Origin of the sequence: Pseudomonas putida (genome assembly GCF_050989985.1) — a bacterium.
Classification (GTDB): Bacteria; Pseudomonadota; Gammaproteobacteria; order Pseudomonadales; family Pseudomonadaceae; genus Aquipseudomonas; species Aquipseudomonas putida_AI.
Window position 1 is genome coordinate 4,100,420 of record NZ_CP158815.1, and the last position, 21,747, is coordinate 4,122,166.

Genomic DNA, 21,747 nt, shown 5'->3' on the forward strand with positions numbered 1-21,747 from the left:
CGAACATCGTGTTCCGTTAACAACATCCAATAATCAAACAGTCACTCGAACGGATAAGCGCCTGCGCACGCGAGCGCCCCATTCATTAATTGATAAACCGAAGTTTTGTTAATTAAAACAAGCAGCCCGGGATCAACCTTTATTCTCGGGCTACTTGTTTTTCCCGGTCATGCGGCGAGCAGCTTTTGCTCTATCACCCGTCGGCCGTTCAGCTTTTCGAAATCCAGAAGAAAATCACGCATGATCGACAGATCCGTGCCCGCCTTTTCGAACATGGCGACATCTTTCGCCCGTTGCGCCGGATCGCTTTCTTTCATCCAGGTGAAGTTCGCCGTGGCCGTCGGCGAAGTGAACTCCAGGAACACCTTCCTGCGATCCACGGAATATTCATCCAGGACCTTGGTCGATGCGCCCTCCTTGATGACACGAATCAGGGCTTCGGCCAGATGTTCGGCGTCCAGCACGCCACCGGACAGGCCCAGGCCGCCCATCGGGTTGGTGGCATGGGCCGCGTCACCGGCCAGGATCACCCGGCCCCGACGGAACTCCGCGGCGCAGCGTTGATGAACCCGATACGGGTTGAGGTGATCGACCCGATACTGGTCGGGTGTCGGTGCGCCGGGCAGCAAGCGCTTGAACCGCTCGGGCAGCCGCCGGCGAACCTCAGCCTCCGACAGCGAGGCGTCTTCCCCGTAGCAGACGCGCCACAGGCCGGATTTGTCGAGCTGGACCACCACGGCCCAGTCGACCGGGTCATGCACGAAGTTGGCGCGGGAGTAGCCGTGCAGGGAGAAGTCGTAGAACACGTTGGTCGCCACCAGCCGCTCGCCCCAGGTGATGCCATCGAAAGTGAGCCCTACCTTCTGGCGCACGGTGCTGCGCGCACCATCGGTTGCCGCGACCCACTTGGCACGAATCTTCGATGGGCCGCCAGGAGACACGGTCTGGATCGTCACGTACTGATCGTCCTGCTCGACTTCCTCGACCCGATGGTTCCAGCGAATCTCGACGTTTGGCAGTGCACGCAGGTGTTCGGCAATGACGCTGGACACGTGGTTCTGGCCAAGCAGCAGCATGTAGGGATATTGCGTGTCCTGGGCCAGAACGCTCCAGTCCATCTTCGCGATCAGCTCGCCGTTGCCATGGCGGTAGGCGAAGTCGGGGCACCACACCGCACGCTTGCGAATATCGTCCAGCAGGCCGAAGCGATCCAGCGCCGCGGCGGTCGGCGGCATGTAGGCGACGGCACGGGGCGATGGCGACACGCCCGGCTCGGCTTCAAGTACGACGACCCGAATGCCGGCCTTACCCAGTTTCAGCGCGGTGAGAAGTCCAACGGGGCCACCGCCGACTACAACGACTCCATCTAGCGTTTCCATATTGTTTTTCCTATTGAGATACGCTGCGGGGAACACCTGCCACTGGTTAGTTGAACTATCTGTGACCAGGCGACTGATTTCAGCCTAACCAGCGCTATTTAACGAGGCAATACACCAGCGTTTGCCAAAGGCGAACTACCCGATCGTGTTTTAAATCGTTTGCCATTGGCAATGGGCAGGTTCGCATTTGCCGAACCTCGCGCTGGTTGTTTTGTTTTTTCACCCTGCCCATGCTGCACCAAGCAAACGCCTTTCAATGAATAAGTTCTTGCAACTTGAACATTGCAACTTAAACAAGAAGGCGCTTGGCTTAGTCTGAGTGACATGAACTTGGATAAAAACAAAAACCTATTAGGACAACTGACATGCCGACCAAAATACAGATCGTTTTCTACAGTTCCTATGGCCACATCTACAAGATGGCCGAGGCCATTGCAGCCGGTGCCCGCGAAGTCGGGGATGTGGAAGTGCAGTTACTGCAAGTCCCGGAACTGATGCCCGAAGAGGTCCAGGTCAAGAGCGGCATCAAGGGTTATCGCGCCGCGTTCGGCAGCATCCCTTACGCAACGCCGGAAGTGCTGGCTGAAGCCGACGCAATCATTTTCGGCACGCCGACCCGTTTCGGGAACATGTGCTCGCAAATGCGCAACTTCCTCGACCAGACCGGTGGGCTCTGGATGTCGGGTGGCTTGATCGGCAAGGTCGGCAGCGTGTTCACCAGCACGGCCTCGCAACACGGCGGCCAGGAGACGACGATCACCAGTTTCCATACGACGCTGCTGCATCATGGCATGGTGATTGTTGGTGTCCCTTACTCCGAACAAGGCCTGGTCAACATGAGCGAGATTTCGGGCGGGACGCCTTACGGAGCCTCGACCCTGGCGGGCCCGGATGGCTCGCGCCAACCCAGCGAAAACGAACTGCAAATTGCGCGCTTCCAGGGTCAGCATGTAGCGACCATCGCAAAGCGATTGGCCAACAAGGCGTAATGTTGGAAAGCAGACTCGCTCCCACAGGAACCACGCAATCCTGTAGGAGCCGAGCTTGCTCGCGATGGACGTCAACGATTACGCGTCCTGTCCGACTGATCGCGTTGCCTGGTCATCCATCGCGAGCAGGCTCGCTCCTACAGGGACCGCGCATCACTGCACTATTCGAAATGCACCCGCATCCCCGACATCGCCAGAATGATGATGATCGCCACCAGCGCCGCCATGACGATCCCCGCCGCCAACACTCGCCCCGCCGTGCGTTCGCTGGCGTTGTGCGCCAGCATGATGCCGCGCAATCCGCAGAACGCATGGGAGATGACGTAGAACACCGCCAGGAAGTAGTACGGCAACAGGCGGATGCTCCAGGGGTCTTTCAGCATGCCGGTCGGGGCACCGACGGCGAAACCCCAGTCGGTGTCGATCTGGAAGTGGATGCGGGCCAGATAGAGCACGGCATTGATGTGGCTGGTGATCGCGAACACCAGGAACACGCCGCCGGCGATCTGGAAGGTACGCAGCGCGTCTGCCTGGCGATCAGTCAGGCGCCAGGCCATGTACGCGCCACTGCCAATCAGGAACACGAAGGTCAGCGTGAGCAGAGGCTCGATGACAGCGGAGCGGTAGACCACCCGGAACACCTTCATCACCGCCGTGTGGGCCTGCGGTCCGATCAGGCCGAACAGGTGGTTGCTGAAATGGAAGCCCAGGTAAACCACCACCGCCGCCGCGGCGACACCGTGCCAGAACCTGACTTTGTTCCCGCCGGCCGCCAGGCGCTTTGGCTGCCGGGGTGTGCGGTCCGCCATGGCGATCAGGCCCATCAGGGCAATCCAGAGTATCGTCAGGAAACCGATGTCCCAGGTGGGTTTGCCCAACAGCAGGAAGATGACACCGGTAAAGACAAAGATCGGCGCCACAGCCCCCGACACCAACGCCACTCGACGGGCCAGCACTTCAGCTGCACTGGGCATCGGATTACGCCCCAGGCGAATCGCGCAGAGCAACCCGGTCAGCGGCATGAAAATCGCTAGCATCAGCGTCAGCCCGGCCATCAGCCAACTGGCAATGCCGGCGCCATGGGTGACCTTTACACTGTAGGAGTTGAAGCCGACCAGCAGAAATGGATAGATCAATGCGATGATCGGCCCGATGAACCATTGAGTCTGAGGCTGGACTGACGAAGCCTCCGAAACCGACTGCATTTCATTTGTGAGCATAAACAAGCATCCGGTGAAAACCATGGGGAGGTGATCATCTTTGACTGGGACTGGACTAAAGTATTGATCCAGTTTTCGACAATATGATTGAGCCACTTCAGGCGCCAGCCATGAAAGACAATGCTCCAAGCCAGGTCACCTGGTCCCTTGCGCTCGATGCCCGCCAGGAAGGTGAAACCCTCCAGACATGGCTGTACAGGGCCCTGCGCCAGGACATTCTCGGCGGACGCCTGCCGCGCAATCACCTGCTGCCCGGTACACGCCACCTGGCCGCCCAATACGGCCTGGCCAGAGGCACGGTTCAGGCGGCCTACAACCAGCTGCTGTCCGAAGGTTATCTTGAGACCGCACAGGGCAGCGGGACCCGGGTCAGCCTCACCCTGCCCCACGACCACCGCGCCCGCGCGAGCCACACATCCCCGGCCACCAAGCCAACGGATGCGGCGCCCCCTATGCCGACCTCTCGCTGGGCCCGTGATTTGCTCGAACAGTCCCCGGCCTTTCTCCTGGACACCCACTACCCGTCAAAACCGTTCGTTCCGTACTGCTGCGATGTCGCCAACTTTCCGGTCGATATCTGGCGCCGACTGCACGCCAAACACCTGGCCGCCGCCCAGCCATCGACCCTGTGCCGACGCAACGCGCAAGGTTCACCGGCACTGCGCCAGGCCGTGGCCGATCACCTGGTCATCGCCCGGGGCGTGGCGGTGAGCGCGGACAATATCGTGCTGGTCAGTAGCGCTCAGCAGGCCCTGGATATTTGCCTGCGCCTGATCATCGAGCCTGGCGATCCCGTGTGGATGGAAGACCCGGGGTACATCGGTGCCCGGCAAATCATGCACGGCGCACATGCGAACATCGTCGACGTACCGGTGGATGAATCGGGGATAGTCGTGGACGAAGGCATCAGGAAAGCGCCCAAGGCGCGCCTTGCCTACGTGACACCCTGCCGACAGGCCCCGATGGGGGTCGCCCTTGCGCCCGAGCGACGCCTGACGCTGCTGCAATGGGCCAGGGACAATGGCGCCTACCTGTTCGAGGATGACTACGACAGCGAGTATCGGTTCATCGCCAAACCCATCCCCGCGCTCAAGAGCATGCCCCACGCCGACCGCCATGTGATCCTCGCCGGCACCTTCAGCAAACTGCTGTTTCCCGCCATCGGCCTGGCTTACCTGGCACTCCCGCCGCAGCTGGTCGAGCCCTTCACCCGGGCCATGTCCCTGACCGCGCGCAATGCCAACAGCCTGGCCCAGGCGGTGCTGGCGGACTTCATGACCGAGGGGCACTTCGATCGTCACATCCGCAAGATGCGCAAGCTCTACGCCGCCAGGGCCAGGACATTCGAAACCCTGGCCCGGCAGTTATGGGCCGACTTCATCGAGTTCGCGCCGATCCACGCCGGGCTCGATGTGGCGGGACGGCTGAAGGGCTTCTCCGAGCCCGAAGCGATGGCGTTTCTGCAGCATTGCGGTATCGGCGCCTTTCCCCTGAGCCGGTACACTCATAGCGTTGCAATGCCGCCGGGCCTGGTCATGGGGTTCGCCGCGCACACGGAACAACAGATAGAGCAGAAGATGGCTCTGGTTGCACAAGCTTTGGTTGCACAGCCCCTGCCCGACCCATCCAGCACCCACAGGAATTAACCCATGCGCATCGCCCTGCTGTCCGACATGCACCTGTCCGTCAACGCGATCCCATTCCCTGAGGTGGAGGCCGATATCGTCGTGCTCGCGGGCGACATTGCCCGGCCAGCCAGGGCCATCGAGTGGGCCAGCGCCTGCCCGCTGCCCATCCTGTATGTGGCGGGCAATCACGAGTTCTATGGCAGCGACCTGGCCTCGACTTACGACCAGCTGCGCAGCCTGAGCCAAGGCACGCAAATCACGGTGCTGGAGCGTTCGGAGCATGTCCACGGCGGCGTGCGATTCCTCGGTTGTACCCTGTGGTCGGACTACCGGCTGTTCGACGCCGGTCCCCAGAGGGACCTGGGTATCGACATGGCGACCGAACTGATTCGCGACTTCAGCCATATCAGGATCTCGCCGGACTTTCCCGACCTGTTCACCCCGGCGATTTCCCAGCTGATTTACCTGCAGACCGTCGCCTGGCTGGACGACTGCTTCAGGCGCGACAGCACCACGCCGACGGTGGTGATCTCCCATTACGCCCCTACCCGCTCCAGTATCGCGCCGATGTTTGCCGACTCGCCGATAAACTCCAGTTTCGTGTCGGACCTCGAAGAGAAAATCCGCCAATGGCAACCGGCGCTGTGGCTGCACGGGCATACCCATGGCAGCTTTGATTACCGGGTGGGTGACACACGCGTGGTGTGCAATCCGCGGGGTTATGCGAAAAACGGGGTGAATGAAAACCCTGTGTTCGACAGTCAACTGGTGATCGAGCTGTAATCACACACTGTTGATCATCCTCATGCCGGATCGGCGGCAGGCCTGAATCCCTTTCGGGTGTGGTTCTCGATGGCGCGATCAGGTGTGAAACGGCACCCAGAACATTTTGACTTCAACATTCAGCAAACCGGACTTCACCGTCGGATCGTCCGTACCAATCTTGATCGCTTCCTCAAAATCAGCCGCCTTGAAGATGGTCATTCCGCCATCTGCCAACACGCCGTTGAGGCCACCGGCCTGTTCCATGAATGGACCGCTGAGAACGGTCAAGCCTTTCTGGTGCAATTCGATCATGTAGTTCACGTGATCCATGAACCCCGGTTGCTCGTTGTACTTCACGCCTTGGACCCAATTTGGGCCAGGGGATTGGAAGGCTACAAAATAGTGTGGGCCGTTTTCGTCAATCATGGATCGGTACTCCGCTTCAGGTAAGTTGCTTATTGGAGCGATCACTCCGATATGTGATACTAAGACCACTGAAAACTTCTCGTCAAGGAATATTGGAGCGATGGAACCAAAAATATCCGAGGCCAAAAAACGCAGTCGCGGACGCCCCTCCACATTCGACCGGGCAACGGCCGTACAACAGGCCATGAAATTGTTCTGGGAGTCGGGTTACGAAGGCACTTCCTTCGATACCTTGATCGCCACGATGGGTATCAGCGCGTCGAGTTTCTACAACTCGTTCGGCAGTAAAGAGCAGCTTTACGCCGAAGCGACGGATGCCTATCTGCAGGCATCAGGTGAGTGGTTCATTGGCATTCTGCGTGACCAGACCGACACGCGTACCGCCTTCAAGCGCCTGCTGGAAGCCACCGCATCGCAATTCACCCGCGATGACTTGCCCGCCGGATGCATGATCTCCGTGGCCTGCGTGCACGTTCCACCAACGCTGCATTCGGTGCGCGACATGATGGTCGAGCACCGAGCAGCGGCACGGCATGTCATGGAGGCACGTATCCAGCGAGGCATTGAAGAAGGCGATATCCCCGCTGACACCGATGTCAGTGCCCTGGCCGGCTACTTCAATGTGCTGGCGCGCGGATTGGCGGTGCAAGCCCGGGACGGCGCGACCAGCGAGCAATTGCTCGCAATCGCCCGGGTCGCCATGCAGGCGTTCCCTTCTCTGGCAGACCACTCAGACCAATGCCTGACCCAGACTGGGTGAGCACTGCTGAACAGACACTCCCCCACTCTCGAAAGGTACGTCCAATGAACACTGCAATCGAGTTGTACGGCGCCGAAACCGGCAACACCATCAGGGCGGCCATCGCCCTGGAGGAAGCAGGCATAACCTACGTGGCGCGACATGTGGACCTGCACGCGGGAGAACATCGCGACCCGGCATTCCTGGCACTCAACCCGGCCGGCAAGGTCCCGACTCTGATCGATCGAAGCTCGACACCGGCGCTGGTGATCAACCAGTCGAACGCCATCATCCAGTACGCCGACGGCCAGGCACCGGGCAGGCTGGCACCTGCTCGACACGGGCCTGAGCGCAACAAGGTGCTTGACCGTTATTTTTTCTTCGTCACCGACATCATCGCGCCCAGCCACGCCGCGTTCTTTCTTCACCAGGCCGGTATGAACGAAGCCGCGGAGTTGATCCAGCGGCGAGTCATTGAGCAGTTCAGCCTGGCAGAAGCCTTTCTCACCGCTGAATTCATGGCCGGTGAGCAATTTTCCATGGCGGACATCTCGGCCTTTACCCTGGCCACATCGATCCGCGACCGACTGGACTGGAATGCCCTGCCACGCCTGAAAAGCTGGTACGCCACCATCGAGGCCCGGCCGGCGGTTCAGCGTGGATTGAAGGCATTTGGCAGACACGCCGGCTGAACCGGTGGCCGGTCTTCGTCGTCAGCGGTTATGACGCAAGATGGAAAAGTTCAGCGCGGCGGCCAGCGAGAGCCACAGCAGATACGGAAACAGGATCAGCCCGGTGATGACATCCAGACGCATCGCCATCACGAGCATGACCGCGACGACCAGCCAGAGCAGCGCGAGGATCACCATGCTGGCGAACACGCGGTGCGCGCCGAAGAACACCGGCGTCCATAGCGTGTTAAGCGCAATTTGCGCGGCCCACAAGGCCAGCAACGTTTGGCTGTCCGGCATCAGGGTCAAGCGATAGCCGACCCAGGCGAGCAGCAGATAAAGCGTCGTCCAGGCCACGGGAAACACCCAGTTGGGTGGCGTGAAACCGGGCTTGTTCAGCGCCGCATACCAGTCACCCGGCTTAAAAAAGATCCCGCTGCTCGCCGCGGCGGCACAGGCCAGGAGAAAAATGGGAAAGGTCATCATCGGTCCTTGGCACAAGCCATCTGTCTTGGGAGGAAAGCCATGTTGGCCGTCCCAAGGTTAGAGGCCCTGCCGGGCGAAAAGGTCCGAAGGTGGGACAACGCACCCTCCCACAACTCGGCAGCCACCTGCGAGCATTGCTACCTCCACTAATCGGCCTGATTGATGCCAACCGCTCGACAGAAGTCGCCATTCAATCCCCGGCCATCTTGTCATTTGCCAAGGCTTGCGGCAGGGTCGATACCACTGACATCTCTGCCAAAGGAGTTACCCCATGTCAAAGCTATATCCCAGTATCGATCCCGAGGGGCTGGTCGAGTACTCGGTGGTCTACACCGACCGCTCGCTCAACCACATGTCGCAGTCATTTCAAGGCGTGATGAAGAACATTTCCAAGACCCTGAAACAGGTCTACAACGCCCAGGCTGTTGCGGTGGTCCCGGGCAGCGGCACATTCGGCATGGAAGCGGTGGCGCGGCAGTTTGCAACCGGCCAGCAATGCCTGGTGATACGCAACGGCTGGTTCAGTTATCGCTGGAGCCAGATCCTTGAGATGGGCAACATTCCGGCGGCCACCACGGTGCTAAAGGCCCGACCGGTCGACACGGGTCGCCAGGCTGCCTACGCCCCACCCCCTCTGGACGAAGTGCTGGCAGCCATTGCGGCTTCGAGGCCGCAGATTGTCTTCGCCCCCCACGTTGAAACCTCATCAGGAATTATTCTGCCCGACGAGTACCTGCGGGCCATCGGCGACGCCGTGCATGCGGTGGGTGGCCTGTTCGTGCTGGACTGCATCGCCTCAGGCACGATCTGGGTTGATATGCACAAATGCGCAGTCGACCTGCTGATCAGCGCACCACAGAAAGGCTGGAGCGCCTCCCCTTGCTGCGCCCTGGTGATGCTCAGTGCCTTGGCCCTCGAGCGCATCGAACACACGCAAAGCAGCAGCTTCGCCTGTGACCTGAAAAAGTGGCTGCAGATCATGCAGGCCTACGAACAGGGCGGACATGCCTACCACGCGACCATGCCCAGCGACTCCCTCGCGCGGTTCAACGAAGTGATGAAAGAGATGCAAACCTACGGTTTCGACAAGGTCCGCGACGAACAACAGGCCCTGGGCGATCGGGTGCGCGCGATGTTGACCGGCAAAGGCTTTAAAAGCGTGGCCGCAGCCGGCTTTCAGGCCCCTGGCGTCGTGGTGAGCTACACCGATGATGCCGACATCAAGAACGGCAGGAAATTTGCCGACCACGGCCTGCAAATCGCCGCCGGAGTACCTTTGCAATGCGACGAGCCGGCCGACTTCCAGACCTTTCGCATTGGCCTGTTCGGGCTCGAGAAGCTGCACAATATCGAGCGCACGGTCAGCACCCTCGAGCAGGCACTGGACGAGGTGATGGCTGACTGAGCCCTCTTCTTAGGAACGTTATCCACCAAGCCCCTGAAGGTGTTATCACCCCACTTGGGGACTATAGGAGTCCGCCATGACCGTAGTCGATCGCCTCAGGTATTTGCGCGTCGTTCTAGTCTTGTCTGGCCTCGCGTGCCTTGCTCTCTACCCACTTATGTTGTTCTGGCCGTCCGGCTGGGCCTGGCACGTCGGTCACTCGGACTACCCGATGATGATCGTTGGCATCTACGCCACACTTGGCGTGTTCTTGATCTTGGCCGCACGTGATCCATTAGCCAATCTGAGCCTGATCTGGTTCACCGTGTGGTCTAGCGCCGTGCACGGAGGAATCATGGCCGTCCAGGCGGTCACCCAGTCGGGGCAAGTGGGGCACTTGGCAGGTGACGTGCCGGCGCTCTTCATCGTGGCGGTTGCCTTGGCCATCTTGACGCCCCGCTCGCAATTGGCTGCCAGGCCCCTGACACACAATGGGGTCTAAGAGCAGGTTTGACTGTCCTCTTTTTGCTCTGCCAAAAGCGGGGAGCAGCCGATGGCTGCCATTATTCTTATGCTGTTGAATCACCTATCAGCACACATTAAAAGGAGCGCTCATTTTGGTAGTTTCCATGGATAGAGATAGCGTACACGCCGGTGATGATGGACATAGTCATAAGACGTCAATCAACGTCGAGGCCACCGCAACGCTACGTGCTTTGTTAGATGCAGTGCAAACCATGTGTTATTTGCCTGACATCAGTGGTGGCGAGGCCACGTGGATAATTTGTACGCCTGATAAACCAATAGGCGTTTTAGCTCAGCAATGGTCAGAACCAAAACTGACGGTGCCCGCTGACACCGTGCTAGGTGAATATTTCGCAGGCACCGAGCCACGCCTTTTGTTCAGATATTGGTGCCAGAAAAATCCAGATCAGGTGTTCTCCCATATCAAGATCGCTAATGAGCCGCCTCCACTTTATTAGTGGTCAATAGCTTGTAGACCTAATCTCAACGTCCGCTTTGGGTCGATTGCTGCCCCTGGTGACCGGCAGCAATCGATCAAAGCGGACGTCCAGAACCGCGACACTTCAGGATGGCGATCTGTGCTGCGCTCAAGCAGGATCAACAGGAGCAAATGCTTTAGCCGCAGCAACGGTGTCCAATGACTCGCGAAGCAATTGGATCTTGCCGTCTTTGGCCACCAGGCGACCGGCATACATCTGCCGATAAACTCGTCCGGTAGCAGGTACCAACGCTTCAACGCTGTATTCCGCGAATGCTTGGTCGGGCGTATCAATCAGGAACCGCACATTGCGAAATTTGAAATCTGGAACCTTGGCCAGCAGGGACCCGATGAAGGATTCGATGGCTTCATGGCCTTGGACACTGCTGGTGATGCCCAGGGATTCGAGGTAAGGAAGCTCCAGCACTCCATCTTCGGCGAAGAGCGAAGCGGCGGTGCCCGGGGATTGGATGGATTCCAAGTACATCTGGAGGAGTTCTACGGCGTTTTTCATGAGTTGTTGCTCCCGAAACGGATGAGGGGTTGGCTCGGTCTCCCGAGCCTGCCAGTCAACGTTATGAGATTCGGCAGCTTGCGAAAATAGCAACTATAGGAATATATCATTTCACTTTTGTAATGCCGAGAATCACCTCTTCATGACCACCGCCATTGCGGTTCTGACAAGTGTTTGGCGAAGAAATCAGACAGTGCCTTGATCTTCACGGGGCGCGTGCGGGCCGACGGTGTCACGAAATAAAGCCCGCCACGCATCATGTGCCACTCCGGCAACAAGGCGACCAGTCGCCCATCCGCCAGGTATTCGCTGGCAATGAACTCGGGAAGTTCGGCAATGGCCACCCCATCCAGCAAGGCCGGTAACAGGGCGTCAGCGTTGGTCACCCGCAGCGGGCCGTTGGGGACGACGTCTTCTTCAGTACCGTCGTCATGGGTAAAGCGCCAAACCTGGCTACGTGACCGATACGCATAGCTGAGGCAACTGCGGGCTGCCAGCTCACGAGGATGGATGGGATGTCCGTGCTCCTCCAGGTAGCCAGGAGAAGCAACAAGGTATTGGGTGACCGCACATATCCGGCGAGCAACCAGCGACGAGTCAGGCAATACCGCGATCCGCAATGCCGCGTCGAAGCCTTCTGCAATAAGGTCGACCGAGGCATCGGACAGGTGAAGGTCTATCGACAACTCAGGATACTGACGCATCAATTGCGGCATCAGCGGCGCGACCCAACGCAGGCCGAAAGACATCGGCACCGCCAGGCGCACCTGGCCCCGGGGTTCTACGGATAACTCCTGAGCTTCGCTCTCCACCTCTTCGGCTTGCCGATAGATCTCACCCGCCTTGGCGACCATGCTCGCGCCAAACTCGGTCAGCGCCAATTGCCTGGAGGTGCGGTTGAATAGTCGGCCGCCCAAGCGCTCTTCGAGTCGAGCGACTGCACGAGACACGGTGGGCACAGAGACCCCCATGACCCGCGAAGCAGCCGCGAACGAACCTTCTTCTGCGACTTTGGCAAACATCGCCAACCCTTCGAAATCTGGAAGTCTGCTCATTTCATTTCTGCAACGATGGATTGCGGACAATTCTATTTTGAAAATAATCTGCCGTCGATAAGCTTCTCCCACACCGCAACTCAATCACTGGCAACACTTCAATCCAAACTGGGAGAAACATCATGGCTAGCAAACTCGAAGGCAAAATCGCACTGGTCACCGGCGGTACCACTGGCATCGGCCTGGCCACCGCCAAACGCTTCGCCGAGGAAGGTGCTCATGTCTACATCACTGGCCGACGCCAGGCTGAACTCGACGCGGCCGTAGCAACAGTCGGCAACGCCACCGGCGTTCGGGTCGATTCCACAAAGCTTGACCAGCTGGACGCACTGTATAGCCAGATCGGCGCAACCCACGGTCGCATCGACGTACTCTTCGCCAATGCCGGTGGCGGCTCAATGGTCCCGCTGGGCGAAATCAGCGAACAGCACTACGACGACACTTTCGACCGCAACGTCAAAGGCGTTCTTTTCACCGTACAAAAAGCCCTGCCGCTGTTGGCTCAAAAGTCTTCGGTGATCCTCACGGGCTCCACCGCCGGCAGTGCAGGCACCGCGGCTTTCAGTGTCTATGCCGCGTCCAAGGCCGCCGTGCGTTCCTTTGCTCGTAATTGGATTCTCGATCTCAAGGACCGTCAGGTGCGGATCAATACCATCAGCCCCGGCGCAACCCGCACCCCAGGGCTGGTCGATCTGGCCGGCCCGGATGCCGCCCAGCAACAAGGGTTGCTGGATTACCTGGCCTCGCTCATCCCCATGGGCCGCGTCGGCGAAGCCGAGGAAATCGCCAGCGCCGCACTGTTCCTGGCATCGGATGACGCCAGTTTCGTCAACGGCATCGAACTGTTCGTCGACGGTGGACAGCAGCAGGTCTGACTGCTCAGGTGGGCGGCGTCTCGAGCCGCCCACCTGCCTGCCAAGGCGGATATCGAATGTCTGCTGAAAAGCAGGAATGTGACCATTCTCAATGAACCCGTCACCAACCCGGACGGTATCCGATGGTTCTATTTCCAGACGCCATGGGGCTCGCAGATCGAGTTGGTTTCGTTGCCGGGTTCGAGTCCCGTCTAGTCCTCAACAAGCCACAACCTCTCCAATCCGGACATGGCGCAAGGCTCTCGGAGGTAATCATCATCGATGACTGGCGGCCCGCCAGAAGCGGACATGAACCTGGATTCCGGACCAAGCCCGCAACGCCTATTTGACCAATTCAAAATCCGCCAACTTGAAGGTCTTGTTGTTCATTTCTTCAGTCGGCCCATAGAACCGCATCGCCGGCAAAGGACGCTTCCCTGCCGTGGGAATCCAGTTCGACTCCAGCCCTTCTGGTGGCTTTGGCCCAACGTAGATTGATACACCGCCATCAGCGTTCTTCTTCATCTTGCCCAGGTCATATGAGGACAGCGTGGTTCGATTGGTATCGCTGTAGATGAACGACATCGTGGCGCGGTCATACACCGTCAATGCCCAGAACTGCTTGACCGGCATCTGTGGCGGAACATCCAGTTTGTAAAGCTTGCCCGCCTCCAGCAGTTTTCCTTCGTTGTCGGCCATGGCCATCATGTACTGCGTTGCCGGTGTGTCGCTCAAGGCCTTGGGCATGTAAGTGCACCAAAAATACTCGGCGGCGCGATTGATCAAGTCGACGCGGTTGTCATCAACGAACGAGAACGTCTTGTTGGCATCGGTCATCAGCAGCGATGCGTAGTGCCGATCCGGCCAATAAAGCCTGTCCTTGGGGAAATTGTCGAACCACTGTTGCAGGTAGTACCAGGCATCGATGGCTGCCTGACGCATGGCTCGCTTGCTGGTCGCGTCAGGCGCGAAAGGTTTCCCCGGCTCGATGCCCAGCGATGACAGCATCCCCATCATGACCTTGTCCTGCGGCTTGACCGGCTCGACGCTGACGATGGCATGCAGGTCCTCAAAAAAGCGCTCGTCATAGAGCGGCAGGGTCGGGTAACGCTGGTTGAGGGGGTCGGAAAAACGTTGCTTGGGCGGGTTTGCAGCCTCGGACAGGTAATACATGCGCAGCTTCTGGGCGTACTGATAGGCATCCGCCACGCTCTTGCCCGGGGCGGGAACAGAACGAAAGGCCAGGGCAATCCGATAGTTGGGCGAGGCGATATGAATGTAGCCTTCAGGAATGTCCCCCTGATAACCCGGCGGCGTGAAGAGCAGCTTGCCGCCTTTGCCCTTATCCACGCCCGAAGGACCGACATCGGCAATGGTCAGCTGCCAGGCATCGACCACCTGCCCATAGACACTGCCCTCAGCCCCGGCCACTGGCACCTCCAATACCACCGGGCCTTTGCGCAAGTCGGTGAAGGCGGAGATGTACGGCGTTGTGCTGTTGGCGGTTATGGCCTCCAGCTTGGGCGTGGCCGTGGACGAATAGGCAATGATGTCATTGTCCCTGAGCCCAAGCTCATCGACAGCGGCGCGCCGAAAGCTGTAGATCGCGCTGGCGGGAATCCCCCACAGCACCGCCTCGAAAGCTCGCTGGTATTTGATCTGATAGTCGAAGTCGGATACCGATGCCTTGGCGTCCGCCGGAGGTTGCCCACCCTGCGGCAATGTTTCGGCAATGGCAACAGCCATTACCGTCAGCAGGCTTGCTCCAGCAACGAACGCAGCACACGTCTTCATTGTCCGTCCCCTGCCCTTCAATTGACCTTGTTCAATTGCGGTAACTGCCACTTGCCCGACAGCACATCCTCCGAAGGCTGGTACAGGCGCAACAACACGTAGAACCCGCCTTCAGGTGCCGGCAGCCAGTTAGCGGCATTCTCGCCCTGGGGTTTTCCATGAGAAATGGGAATGGTGATCGAACCGTCAGCGGCGACTTTCAACCCCGGTGTATCGGTGCCGACCTTGTAGCGACCGATCTCGTTGTCGACCAACATCTTGTCGCTGGCGTCGTACATGGTCAGCGACCAGAAGGCATTCACCGGCGGTGCTGAAGCCAGTTTGACCTCGTATTGATTGGCGCCCGTCAGCGGTTGGTTCTTGCTGTCGGTGAAGCGGATCGGGTACATCGCCTCATGTTCTCCCTGGCCGCCGAGATACGGCCCGGCCACCATGGCGCGTAGCGGGTAGTTGTAGCCGAAGCTGTCGAGGCCGGTCACCCAGTTCCAGCCGTTGCGAATCGACGACGTACTGGCCAGTGACGCAATGGCCACATAGGGCGCATCTTTCAAACCTTCTTCCAGGCCCTTGCGCGTGGCCGGGTTCAGCTTGTCGGGGGAAAAGCCCTTGTCTGTCAGGCCGATTCTGGCGAACTGGGCAAACAGCGCTGCGTCAGCCGGTTTGACGGGATTGTCCTTGAGCGCTGCGGCCAGCTCCGTGAAGAAGCCCAGCGGATCGTCACCCGTCTGCGGCAACGCAGGCAGCGTCTGATCGCTGTGCGCTTTGCCACTCAGTGGCACGACACTGAACTGTTTTTGCAGGGCCAGGATCGGCGCCACATCTTCGCCTTGCTTGACGTGGATGCGCCCCCACAGCCAGACCTTCCGGGTCGAGACGTCAAGGCGCTTGGCGTCCTTGGGCAGTTCGCCCTTCCAGCCCGGCGGCACCAGCACAAACTTCCCGGCCTTGGTGCCGGTGGTGCGCCGCCCGACGTAATGCTCAAGCTCCTGCCACATGTTGAACACATCGACCACGTAATAACGGTCGTGGGTATCAGGCACGGACAACACATAGGGCTCGGTGAGGTCCAGCACCGCGCTCATGTAGTAGGTGTCATTGTTGGCGGTGGGCATGTCCTTGGCGGACGGAGATGCCAGCGAAGTCGCCCAGCCGATCTGGTTCAGACCTGCGCGGTAGCTGGTATCGGGCTTGGGCGACGGAACCGTGGTGTACTCACGCGCCACCCGCTCCATGCGCACCAGCGGATAGCCCCAGTTATAAGCCGAGATCGCCAGGCTGTAGCCATCGGCCTGCATACCCTTTTCAACCACATCGGGTGTTGCGGGCGTGCTCAGCAGCAGATCCGGCGTGCTGGCTTGCGCGTGCGTTGCGCTGCCGAGTGCGACGCACAGGGGCAGTAAACAAAACAACAGCTTGCGAGATGAAGTCATGACGAGCCTCCTTTTACGAGGAAGTGCTGCTGGCAGACCTGCCTGAACAATGTCTGCAAGAACCCTAGGCACCGGGTTGGGGCTCGTCAAACGGACAAGGGTGATTCTGAGTTTTATCAACACAATTGACGGAGTCATGCGGACGATCCGCCCAGGGATGCGGGCCTTCAGCCCCCCCAGCGCAACCCGGCGACACTCACCAGAATCAAACCAATCCAGAACAATCGCCAGAACGAAACCCCGTCACCCAGCCAATACATGCCAACAAGGGCCGTGCCTGCGGCACCGATACCGGTCCACACCGCATAGGCGGTGCCAACGGGCAGGACCCGCAACGCTATCGTCAGTAAACACAAGCTGCCGGCCAACACCACGAAGGTGCCAGCGAGCAACCAGGGCCGTTCCATGCCATTGGCGGACTTCAGTCCGATCGCAAAGGCGATTTCCAGGAATCCGGCAACGATCAGCAATAACCAGGAGGCAGTGTTAGTCATGGGGCGAGACCTTCAAGGGCAAAAAAAAGCGAGCCGCTCAGGGCTCGCCAAAGGGGGAGGTAAAACGTCAGTTAGCCAACAGTTTGCCGCGCACCAGGCTGGACAGTGTTTTCACAGTCAGCACACTCAGTGCTACGGTGAGGAACAGCAGGATCAGTACAGCGATGGCCATCAGCACAGTGTTGTCCTGGGCATGTGCGTACTTCAGCGCCGCATTGCTCAGGGCCGCGATGGGAAAGCTGATCGCCCACCACGAAGGGGCAAAGGGCACATCGCGACGGAACACCTTGAAGCTCAGCACCACGAACAGAAACAGGCCGAAGTAGAACAGCACGCTGGCAAACCGGTCGATCTCGCCAAACACGTTGGTGTACGCCAGGAAACCGACTTCAAAGGGTGCAATCAGGACCATCAGCGAAGGCACCATGCCTTTGGCCAGGGGAGCCTGATGGACCAGGCGCGAGAAGATCCGGGTGTAGAAAACCAGTGCCAGCACCGCACCCACGGCCAGTGCAAACAGATTGAATTCGGCAGCCCAGACCATCGGCATGTGCGCACCGGTGACCGCAATATCAAGGGTGGCAACGCCAGGGATCAGCCAGGCGGGTACCGCATTCAAAGGGTCCTGCGCGCCCGACAACAGGCGCGAAACCACCAGGCCCGCGAGCATTACGGTCAGTACGCTGCCCAGTATCCACAGTGCCTCGCCCAACAACGGGCTGTGAGGCGCCGCCACGGCGGAGAGCAGCAACAACGCGATGGTGACAGTGCCGAAAAAGTTGCTGGCAACCGGATGATTGAATTCGCCCCGCACCGCTTCAGGATGTTTGACCCATTTTGTCAAGTAGCCCAGGGTCAACAACACGAATACCAGGCCGGCAAACGCGCCGATTGCCTCACCCAGATGGCCGCCGATACCGAAATACTGGCCGCTCAAGCGCCAGGCCAGACCCAAGCCAGCCAAGCCCATGACCGCGCCGAAAAGATTGATGGGCAGGTTTTTGATGGAAGTCGTACTGGTGGTTACCGATTGAGCCATAGCGACGTTGGGGGTGGATGCAGCGTTCATGGCAGTCTCCCGTTTGACTGAATTTGCTGTTGGGGATATTTTCAGCCAAACAGGCCTTGGCTGAAATAGTCGCATTACGACGTATTCAGCCAATGATTCGACGAGGACAGACATCATGCGCATCACCCTCCTTGCCTTCCCCCGCGTGCAGCTGCTGGACGTGGTCGGTCCGGCGGATGTCTTCGCCGAGGCGGCCAAGCAACTGGGCAATCCACGGGCCTACCGGGTCGAAGTGATCGGCACCGAAAAAGGCATGATCAAAGGCTCAAGCGGTTTGAGAATCGCCATCGACCAGACCTTCGAAACCTATAAAGGCCGGATCGATACCTTGCTCGTGGCCGGCAGCCCGCACATCGACGAGATCGCGCTCAACCCTGCCTTGCAGCAGTGGCTGCGCAAGCAGGCCACGACGGTGCGCCGCATTGGCTCGGTGTGCAGCGGCGCCTTCCTGCTGGCCGCCGCCGGCCTGCTCGACGGACGCCGTGTCACGACCCACTGGAACTCCAGCGCGAAACTCGCCAGGGAACATCCGCACACCCAGGTCGATGCCGACAGCATTTTCATCAAGGACGGCAACCTCTACACCTCGGCGGGGGTCACCGCGGGCATGGACCTGGCCCTGGCACTGGTCGAAGAGGATCACGGCAGGGAACTGGCGCTGAGTGTGGCGCGTGAGATGGTGATGTTCTTCAAGCGACCGGGTGGGCAGTCGCAGTTCAGCGCGCAATTGGCCGCCCAGACGGCCGAACGCAGTGTGATCAGGGATGTGCAGGACTATGTGGTGCAGCACTTGAAGGCCGACCTCAGCGTCCCTACCCTCGCCGCCCGCGCCGGCATGAGCGAACGCAACTTCGCCCGAACCTTCAAGGCCGAGGCCGGCTCGACACCGGCCGAGTTCGTGGAGCTGGCGCGCATCGATGCCGCCAGGCGTCTGATCGAGGACTCGGACGTATCGCTCAAGCGCCTGGCCGACACCGTGGGCTATGCCAATACCGATGGTTTCAGAAGAGCCTTCATGCGCCGTCTTGGGGTCGGGCCGAGTGATTATCGGAAGCGGTTTTCAACGGGTTGAGGTGGGAGCTGCCGCAGGCTGCGATCTTGATCTTGCTTTTTAACGGTCAAAAGATCGCAGCCTCGTTGCACTCGACAGCTCCTACAAGGAATGCGCGAGCAACTGTGGGAGCGAGCCTGCTCGCGATAAATGCCAGGCTCGCGCGGTGGGTCAGACAGCACGCGTTATCGTTGTCCTCCATCGCGAGCAGGCTCGCTCCTACAGGAGGTCCAGCGATGGGTCCAATCGTCAGAAATCGAAGAACACCGTCTCCGATTCACCCTGGATATGGATATCGAACCGGTAGGCCAGTTTCCCGTCGACGGTGCAGCGTTTGGCGATCAGGGATTCGCGTCGGTGCGGTTGTTCGATCAGGTTCAATACCGGGTCCACGGCGTTGGCCTGTGGTTCGTCGTCGAAATACAGGCGGGTGTGCAAGTGGATGTTGATGCCCCGGGCAAACAGCGCCACGTTGACGTGGGCGGCCATGGGAACGCCTGCGGCGTTTTTCACGACGCCGGGTTTGACCGTGTTGATCGTCCATTCACCGACGTCTGTGGTGGCGGTACGGCCAAAGCAGTTGAAGGGTTTTTCCAGGTCGAAACCGGTGTCGTAGACGCCATCGTGATTGGCCTGCCAGAACTCCAGAAACGCGTCGCGGACCAAGTGTCCATTACCGTCGTAAACGTGGCCGAGCAATAAAATGTGCTCACCCGGAGCGCCGGGCTTGGCCATTTCGTTCCAGATTTCCTGCTCGCGCGGCGGGTTGCCGGCAGCCTCCAGCGCCAGGCCGATATGCACATAGGGGCCGGCTGTTTGCGATGGGGTTTCAGGCAGAAGTTGAACGGGCATGTGCAGGCCTCCTCAGCAGTTTTCGAAGTGGGTCTTGCGCTGGCCGCGCAGGACGATATCAAAACGATAAGCCAGGCAATCCATCGGATTGGCCATGCTCATGTCGAGCCTTGCGATCAGGCTCTGCACCGCTTCCGGATTGGCGATCGACTTGACGATCGGGCACATCGGGATCAGCGGATCACCTTCGAAATACAGCTGGGTAATCAGGCGCGTGGCAATGGACGGGCCACTGATGGAGACATGGATATGCGCCGGACGCCAATCGTTGGGCCCGTTGCGCCATGGGTAAGGACCGGGCTTGACGGTGCGGAAGCTGTAGTTGCCGTCGCGGTCGGTCAGCGCACGGCCAACGCCGCCAAAATTCGGGTCAAGGGGGGCCAGGTAACTGTCCTTCTTGTGCCGGTAGCGACCGCCGGCATTGGCCTGCCACATTTCCACCAGAGTGTGGGGAATCGGTTTGCCGTACTGGTCACAGACGCGGCCGGCGACGATGATGCGCTCGCCGATGGGCAGGCCGCCGTTATTGAAATTCAACAGCAGATCGTTGTCGTACCGACCCATCTTCAGATGGGAAAAATCCGGGCCGCTGGCTTCGGAAGCCGATTGCGGGATACTCACCAGCGCCTGGCGCGGGGAACGCAGGATCGAGGTTTTGTAGTCAGGGGTCAGGGCTTTGGGATGCCAATTACGGTCACGAATGACGAAGCGGCTGTCGTGCGCATCAGACATGTCGGTTTTCCTGTTGTTATGGTGGGTCGTTGTTTTGGTTCGGACGGAGCCAGGCACTACACGGGCAGCGACTCGTAGGCTCAGTGTCCCCCCGGACGCCCTCATTCAAAAGTGAAAAAACCGAACCTATCCATATCCAGATGGTTATGGATACTGCCCTTCACGATACTCCTGCCCGACCTCGCGCAAGGCTTCCATGCACCACTGCGCCGCTGCCGTCACCGGCAATGCAGGGTTGCTGCACATCCCCACCGAACCACCGGGTTCACGCATCCCCAAATCCAGTTCCTGCAACTCGCCCTGCTTCAAGTCCTGCCTGACCGCGTCATAGGGCGCGACCCAGATGGCCTGGCTGCTTTGCACGTAGCGCCGGCTCATGGCCACCGACAGGGTTTCCAGGCGTTGCCGTGAAGGGGTTATCCCGTGCTGGACAAACAGGCTGTCGGCGAATTTGCGGATCGTCGTCCCGGCTGAAGGCAAGATCAGTGGGTACTTTTCGAGATTCTTCGGTCCCAGTGGATCGCTGAACACCGGATGGCCCGGACGCACCACCAGGGTCATGGATTCGCTGTAGAGATGTTCGAACGCCAGCCCGGAAATCAAAGGACTGTCGGTCATTCGCCCCACCACAAGGTCCAGCTCGCCGACCCGCAGTTGCGAGAGCAGATAGGCGCTTGGCCCCGTCATCACACTGACCACCAATGAGGTGTGGCGTTCGTGCAGGCGGCAGACCACTTCGGGCACCAGCAGGCTTTCGACAGTGGAAAGCACACCGAGCCGAACGGTAATGGGCTCATGCAGGCCCGAGCGCAGACTGTTGACCCCTTCACGCAGGGACTGCACGCTCGGCCCGGCATAGCCCAGAAAGGCGGCGCCGGCCTCGGTCAGCGTCGAGCCCTTTTTACCCCGCTCAAACAGGGTGGCCTCCAGCAGGGTTTCCAACTCCTTCAAGGTCTTGGAAAGCGCTGGCTGGCTGATCGCCAACTTGTCGGCGGCACGCGCCAGGCTGCCCTGGCGCGCCACCTCGAGAAAACACACCAGATGACGGAATTTGATTCGGGTATCGATGTTCAATCGGGTCGCTCTGCCTTCGTGGAATGACTTCCACCGGTAGTGGATGGGAAGCGTTGGAAGGCAGTGTTGCGCTGCGCCTTGTCGTTTTCAACAGCGGGTTGCGATCTGGCACGATCGCGGCTCGCAATTTACTCAAAA

The 21,747-nt window shown here is 59.5% G+C and carries 23 protein-coding genes; 10 read left to right on the forward strand and 13 right to left on the reverse strand.

Annotated features, from left to right (window positions below):
* Positions 1-167: 167 nt before the first annotated feature.
* Positions 168-1,379, reverse strand: a complete 1,212-nt coding sequence (locus tag ABTV29_RS18755) for an FAD-dependent oxidoreductase (RefSeq protein WP_433766181.1) — start codon at positions 1,377-1,379, stop codon at positions 168-170.
* A 365-nt stretch (positions 1,380-1,744) separates the two neighbouring features.
* Here ABTV29_RS18755 and wrbA point away from each other — a divergent pair, with 365 nt between their 5' ends.
* Entirely contained in the window at positions 1,745-2,368 is a 624-nt protein-coding gene (gene wrbA, locus ABTV29_RS18760; RefSeq protein ID WP_433766182.1) for an NAD(P)H:quinone oxidoreductase, read from the forward strand.
* Positions 2,369-2,529: 161 nt separating this feature from the next.
* On the opposite strand, the gene ABTV29_RS18765 is transcribed toward wrbA, so the two are convergent.
* Positions 2,530-3,588, reverse strand: coding sequence for a hypothetical protein (locus tag ABTV29_RS18765; protein ID WP_433766183.1), 1,059 nt, complete (start codon positions 3,586-3,588; stop codon positions 2,530-2,532).
* A gap of 110 nt (positions 3,589-3,698) precedes the next feature.
* On the opposite strand from ABTV29_RS18765, the gene ABTV29_RS18770 reads away from it, so the two are divergent.
* Both ABTV29_RS18770 and ABTV29_RS18775 read left to right on the forward strand, forming a co-directional pair.
* Positions 3,699-5,234 carry a PLP-dependent aminotransferase family protein gene (locus ABTV29_RS18770; protein ID WP_433766184.1) on the forward strand — a complete coding sequence of 512 codons (1,536 nt, stop codon included), beginning with the start codon at positions 3,699-3,701 and terminating at the stop codon, positions 5,232-5,234.
* A 3-nt stretch (positions 5,235-5,237) separates the two neighbouring features.
* On the forward strand, positions 5,238-5,999 hold the full coding sequence (locus tag ABTV29_RS18775; protein ID WP_433766185.1) for a metallophosphoesterase: 762 nt from the start codon (positions 5,238-5,240) through the stop codon (positions 5,997-5,999).
* A gap of 78 nt (positions 6,000-6,077) precedes the next feature.
* Here ABTV29_RS18775 and ABTV29_RS18780 read toward each other — a convergent pair whose 3' ends face one another.
* A complete protein-coding gene (locus ABTV29_RS18780; protein ID WP_433766186.1) occupies positions 6,078-6,407 on the reverse strand; it encodes a YciI family protein in 330 nt (109 codons plus the stop codon).
* A gap of 100 nt (positions 6,408-6,507) precedes the next feature.
* Between ABTV29_RS18780 and ABTV29_RS18785 the strand changes: the two genes are divergently transcribed.
* Both ABTV29_RS18785 and ABTV29_RS18790 read left to right on the forward strand, forming a co-directional pair.
* A complete protein-coding gene (locus tag ABTV29_RS18785) occupies positions 6,508-7,167 on the forward strand; it encodes a TetR/AcrR family transcriptional regulator (protein ID WP_433766187.1) in 660 nt (219 codons plus the stop codon).
* 44 nt (positions 7,168-7,211) lie between these two features.
* On the forward strand, positions 7,212-7,838 hold the full coding sequence (locus ABTV29_RS18790; RefSeq protein ID WP_433766188.1) for a glutathione S-transferase family protein: 627 nt from the start codon (positions 7,212-7,214) through the stop codon (positions 7,836-7,838).
* A gap of 21 nt (positions 7,839-7,859) precedes the next feature.
* Here ABTV29_RS18790 and tspO read toward each other — a convergent pair whose 3' ends face one another.
* Complete coding sequence (gene tspO / locus ABTV29_RS18795) at positions 7,860-8,300, reverse strand: tryptophan-rich sensory protein TspO (protein WP_433766189.1); 441 nt, start codon at positions 8,298-8,300, stop codon at positions 7,860-7,862.
* A gap of 274 nt (positions 8,301-8,574) precedes the next feature.
* Here tspO and ABTV29_RS18800 point away from each other — a divergent pair, with 274 nt between their 5' ends.
* The 3 genes from ABTV29_RS18800 to ABTV29_RS18810 all read left to right on the forward strand — a co-directional run bounded on the left by ABTV29_RS18800 (position 8,575) and on the right by ABTV29_RS18810 (position 10,670).
* A complete protein-coding gene (locus ABTV29_RS18800; protein ID WP_433766190.1) occupies positions 8,575-9,708 on the forward strand; it encodes an aminotransferase class V-fold PLP-dependent enzyme in 1,134 nt (377 codons plus the stop codon).
* 76 nt (positions 9,709-9,784) lie between these two features.
* Entirely contained in the window at positions 9,785-10,189 is a 405-nt protein-coding gene (locus tag ABTV29_RS18805) for a DUF6632 domain-containing protein (protein WP_433766191.1), read from the forward strand.
* A 127-nt stretch (positions 10,190-10,316) separates the two neighbouring features.
* Positions 10,317-10,670 (forward strand): hypothetical protein, encoded by a 354-nt coding sequence (locus ABTV29_RS18810; protein WP_433766192.1) that lies wholly within the window; start codon positions 10,317-10,319, stop codon positions 10,668-10,670.
* 129 nt (positions 10,671-10,799) lie between these two features.
* On the opposite strand, the gene ABTV29_RS18815 is transcribed toward ABTV29_RS18810, so the two are convergent.
* Complete coding sequence (locus tag ABTV29_RS18815) at positions 10,800-11,204, reverse strand: nuclear transport factor 2 family protein (RefSeq protein ID WP_433766193.1); 405 nt, start codon at positions 11,202-11,204, stop codon at positions 10,800-10,802.
* Between the two features lie 140 nt (positions 11,205-11,344).
* Entirely contained in the window at positions 11,345-12,259 is a 915-nt protein-coding gene (locus ABTV29_RS18820; RefSeq protein ID WP_433766194.1) for a LysR family transcriptional regulator, read from the reverse strand.
* A gap of 122 nt (positions 12,260-12,381) precedes the next feature.
* Between ABTV29_RS18820 and ABTV29_RS18825 the strand changes: the two genes are divergently transcribed.
* A complete protein-coding gene (locus tag ABTV29_RS18825; RefSeq protein ID WP_433766195.1) occupies positions 12,382-13,134 on the forward strand; it encodes an SDR family NAD(P)-dependent oxidoreductase in 753 nt (250 codons plus the stop codon).
* Between the two features lie 321 nt (positions 13,135-13,455).
* On the opposite strand, the gene ABTV29_RS18830 is transcribed toward ABTV29_RS18825, so the two are convergent.
* From ABTV29_RS18830 to ABTV29_RS18845, 4 genes are all read right to left on the reverse strand, one after another.
* Entirely contained in the window at positions 13,456-14,907 is a 1,452-nt protein-coding gene (locus tag ABTV29_RS18830; protein WP_433766196.1) for a DUF1254 domain-containing protein, read from the reverse strand.
* A 17-nt stretch (positions 14,908-14,924) separates the two neighbouring features.
* The gene (locus tag ABTV29_RS18835) at positions 14,925-16,337 is read right to left on the reverse strand and encodes a DUF1254 domain-containing protein (RefSeq protein ID WP_433766197.1); all 1,413 of its coding nucleotides are present in this window, start codon (positions 16,335-16,337) and stop codon (positions 14,925-14,927) included.
* 167 nt (positions 16,338-16,504) lie between these two features.
* Complete coding sequence (locus tag ABTV29_RS18840; RefSeq protein WP_433766198.1) at positions 16,505-16,831, reverse strand: DMT family transporter; 327 nt, start codon at positions 16,829-16,831, stop codon at positions 16,505-16,507.
* A 67-nt stretch (positions 16,832-16,898) separates the two neighbouring features.
* On the reverse strand, positions 16,899-17,900 hold the full coding sequence (locus ABTV29_RS18845) for an SLAC1 anion channel family protein (protein WP_433766199.1): 1,002 nt from the start codon (positions 17,898-17,900) through the stop codon (positions 16,899-16,901).
* Positions 17,901-18,015: 115 nt separating this feature from the next.
* Between ABTV29_RS18845 and ABTV29_RS18850 the strand changes: the two genes are divergently transcribed.
* Positions 18,016-18,972: a GlxA family transcriptional regulator gene (locus ABTV29_RS18850; RefSeq protein WP_433766200.1), complete on the forward strand. Its 957-nt coding sequence runs from the start codon at positions 18,016-18,018 to the stop codon at positions 18,970-18,972.
* Positions 18,973-19,200: 228 nt separating this feature from the next.
* Here the strand turns inward: ABTV29_RS18850 and pcaG are convergent, their stop codons facing one another.
* The 3 genes from pcaG to pcaQ form a co-directional block, all read right to left on the reverse strand.
* The gene (gene pcaG, locus ABTV29_RS18855) at positions 19,201-19,803 is read right to left on the reverse strand and encodes a protocatechuate 3,4-dioxygenase subunit alpha (protein WP_433766201.1); all 603 of its coding nucleotides are present in this window, start codon (positions 19,801-19,803) and stop codon (positions 19,201-19,203) included.
* A gap of 12 nt (positions 19,804-19,815) precedes the next feature.
* Positions 19,816-20,535: a protocatechuate 3,4-dioxygenase subunit beta gene (pcaH, locus tag ABTV29_RS18860; protein ID WP_433766202.1), complete on the reverse strand. Its 720-nt coding sequence runs from the start codon at positions 20,533-20,535 to the stop codon at positions 19,816-19,818.
* A gap of 144 nt (positions 20,536-20,679) precedes the next feature.
* Positions 20,680-21,609 (reverse strand): pca operon transcription factor PcaQ, encoded by a 930-nt coding sequence (gene pcaQ / locus ABTV29_RS18865; protein WP_433766203.1) that lies wholly within the window; start codon positions 21,607-21,609, stop codon positions 20,680-20,682.
* Between the last annotated feature and the right edge of the window lie 138 nt (positions 21,610-21,747).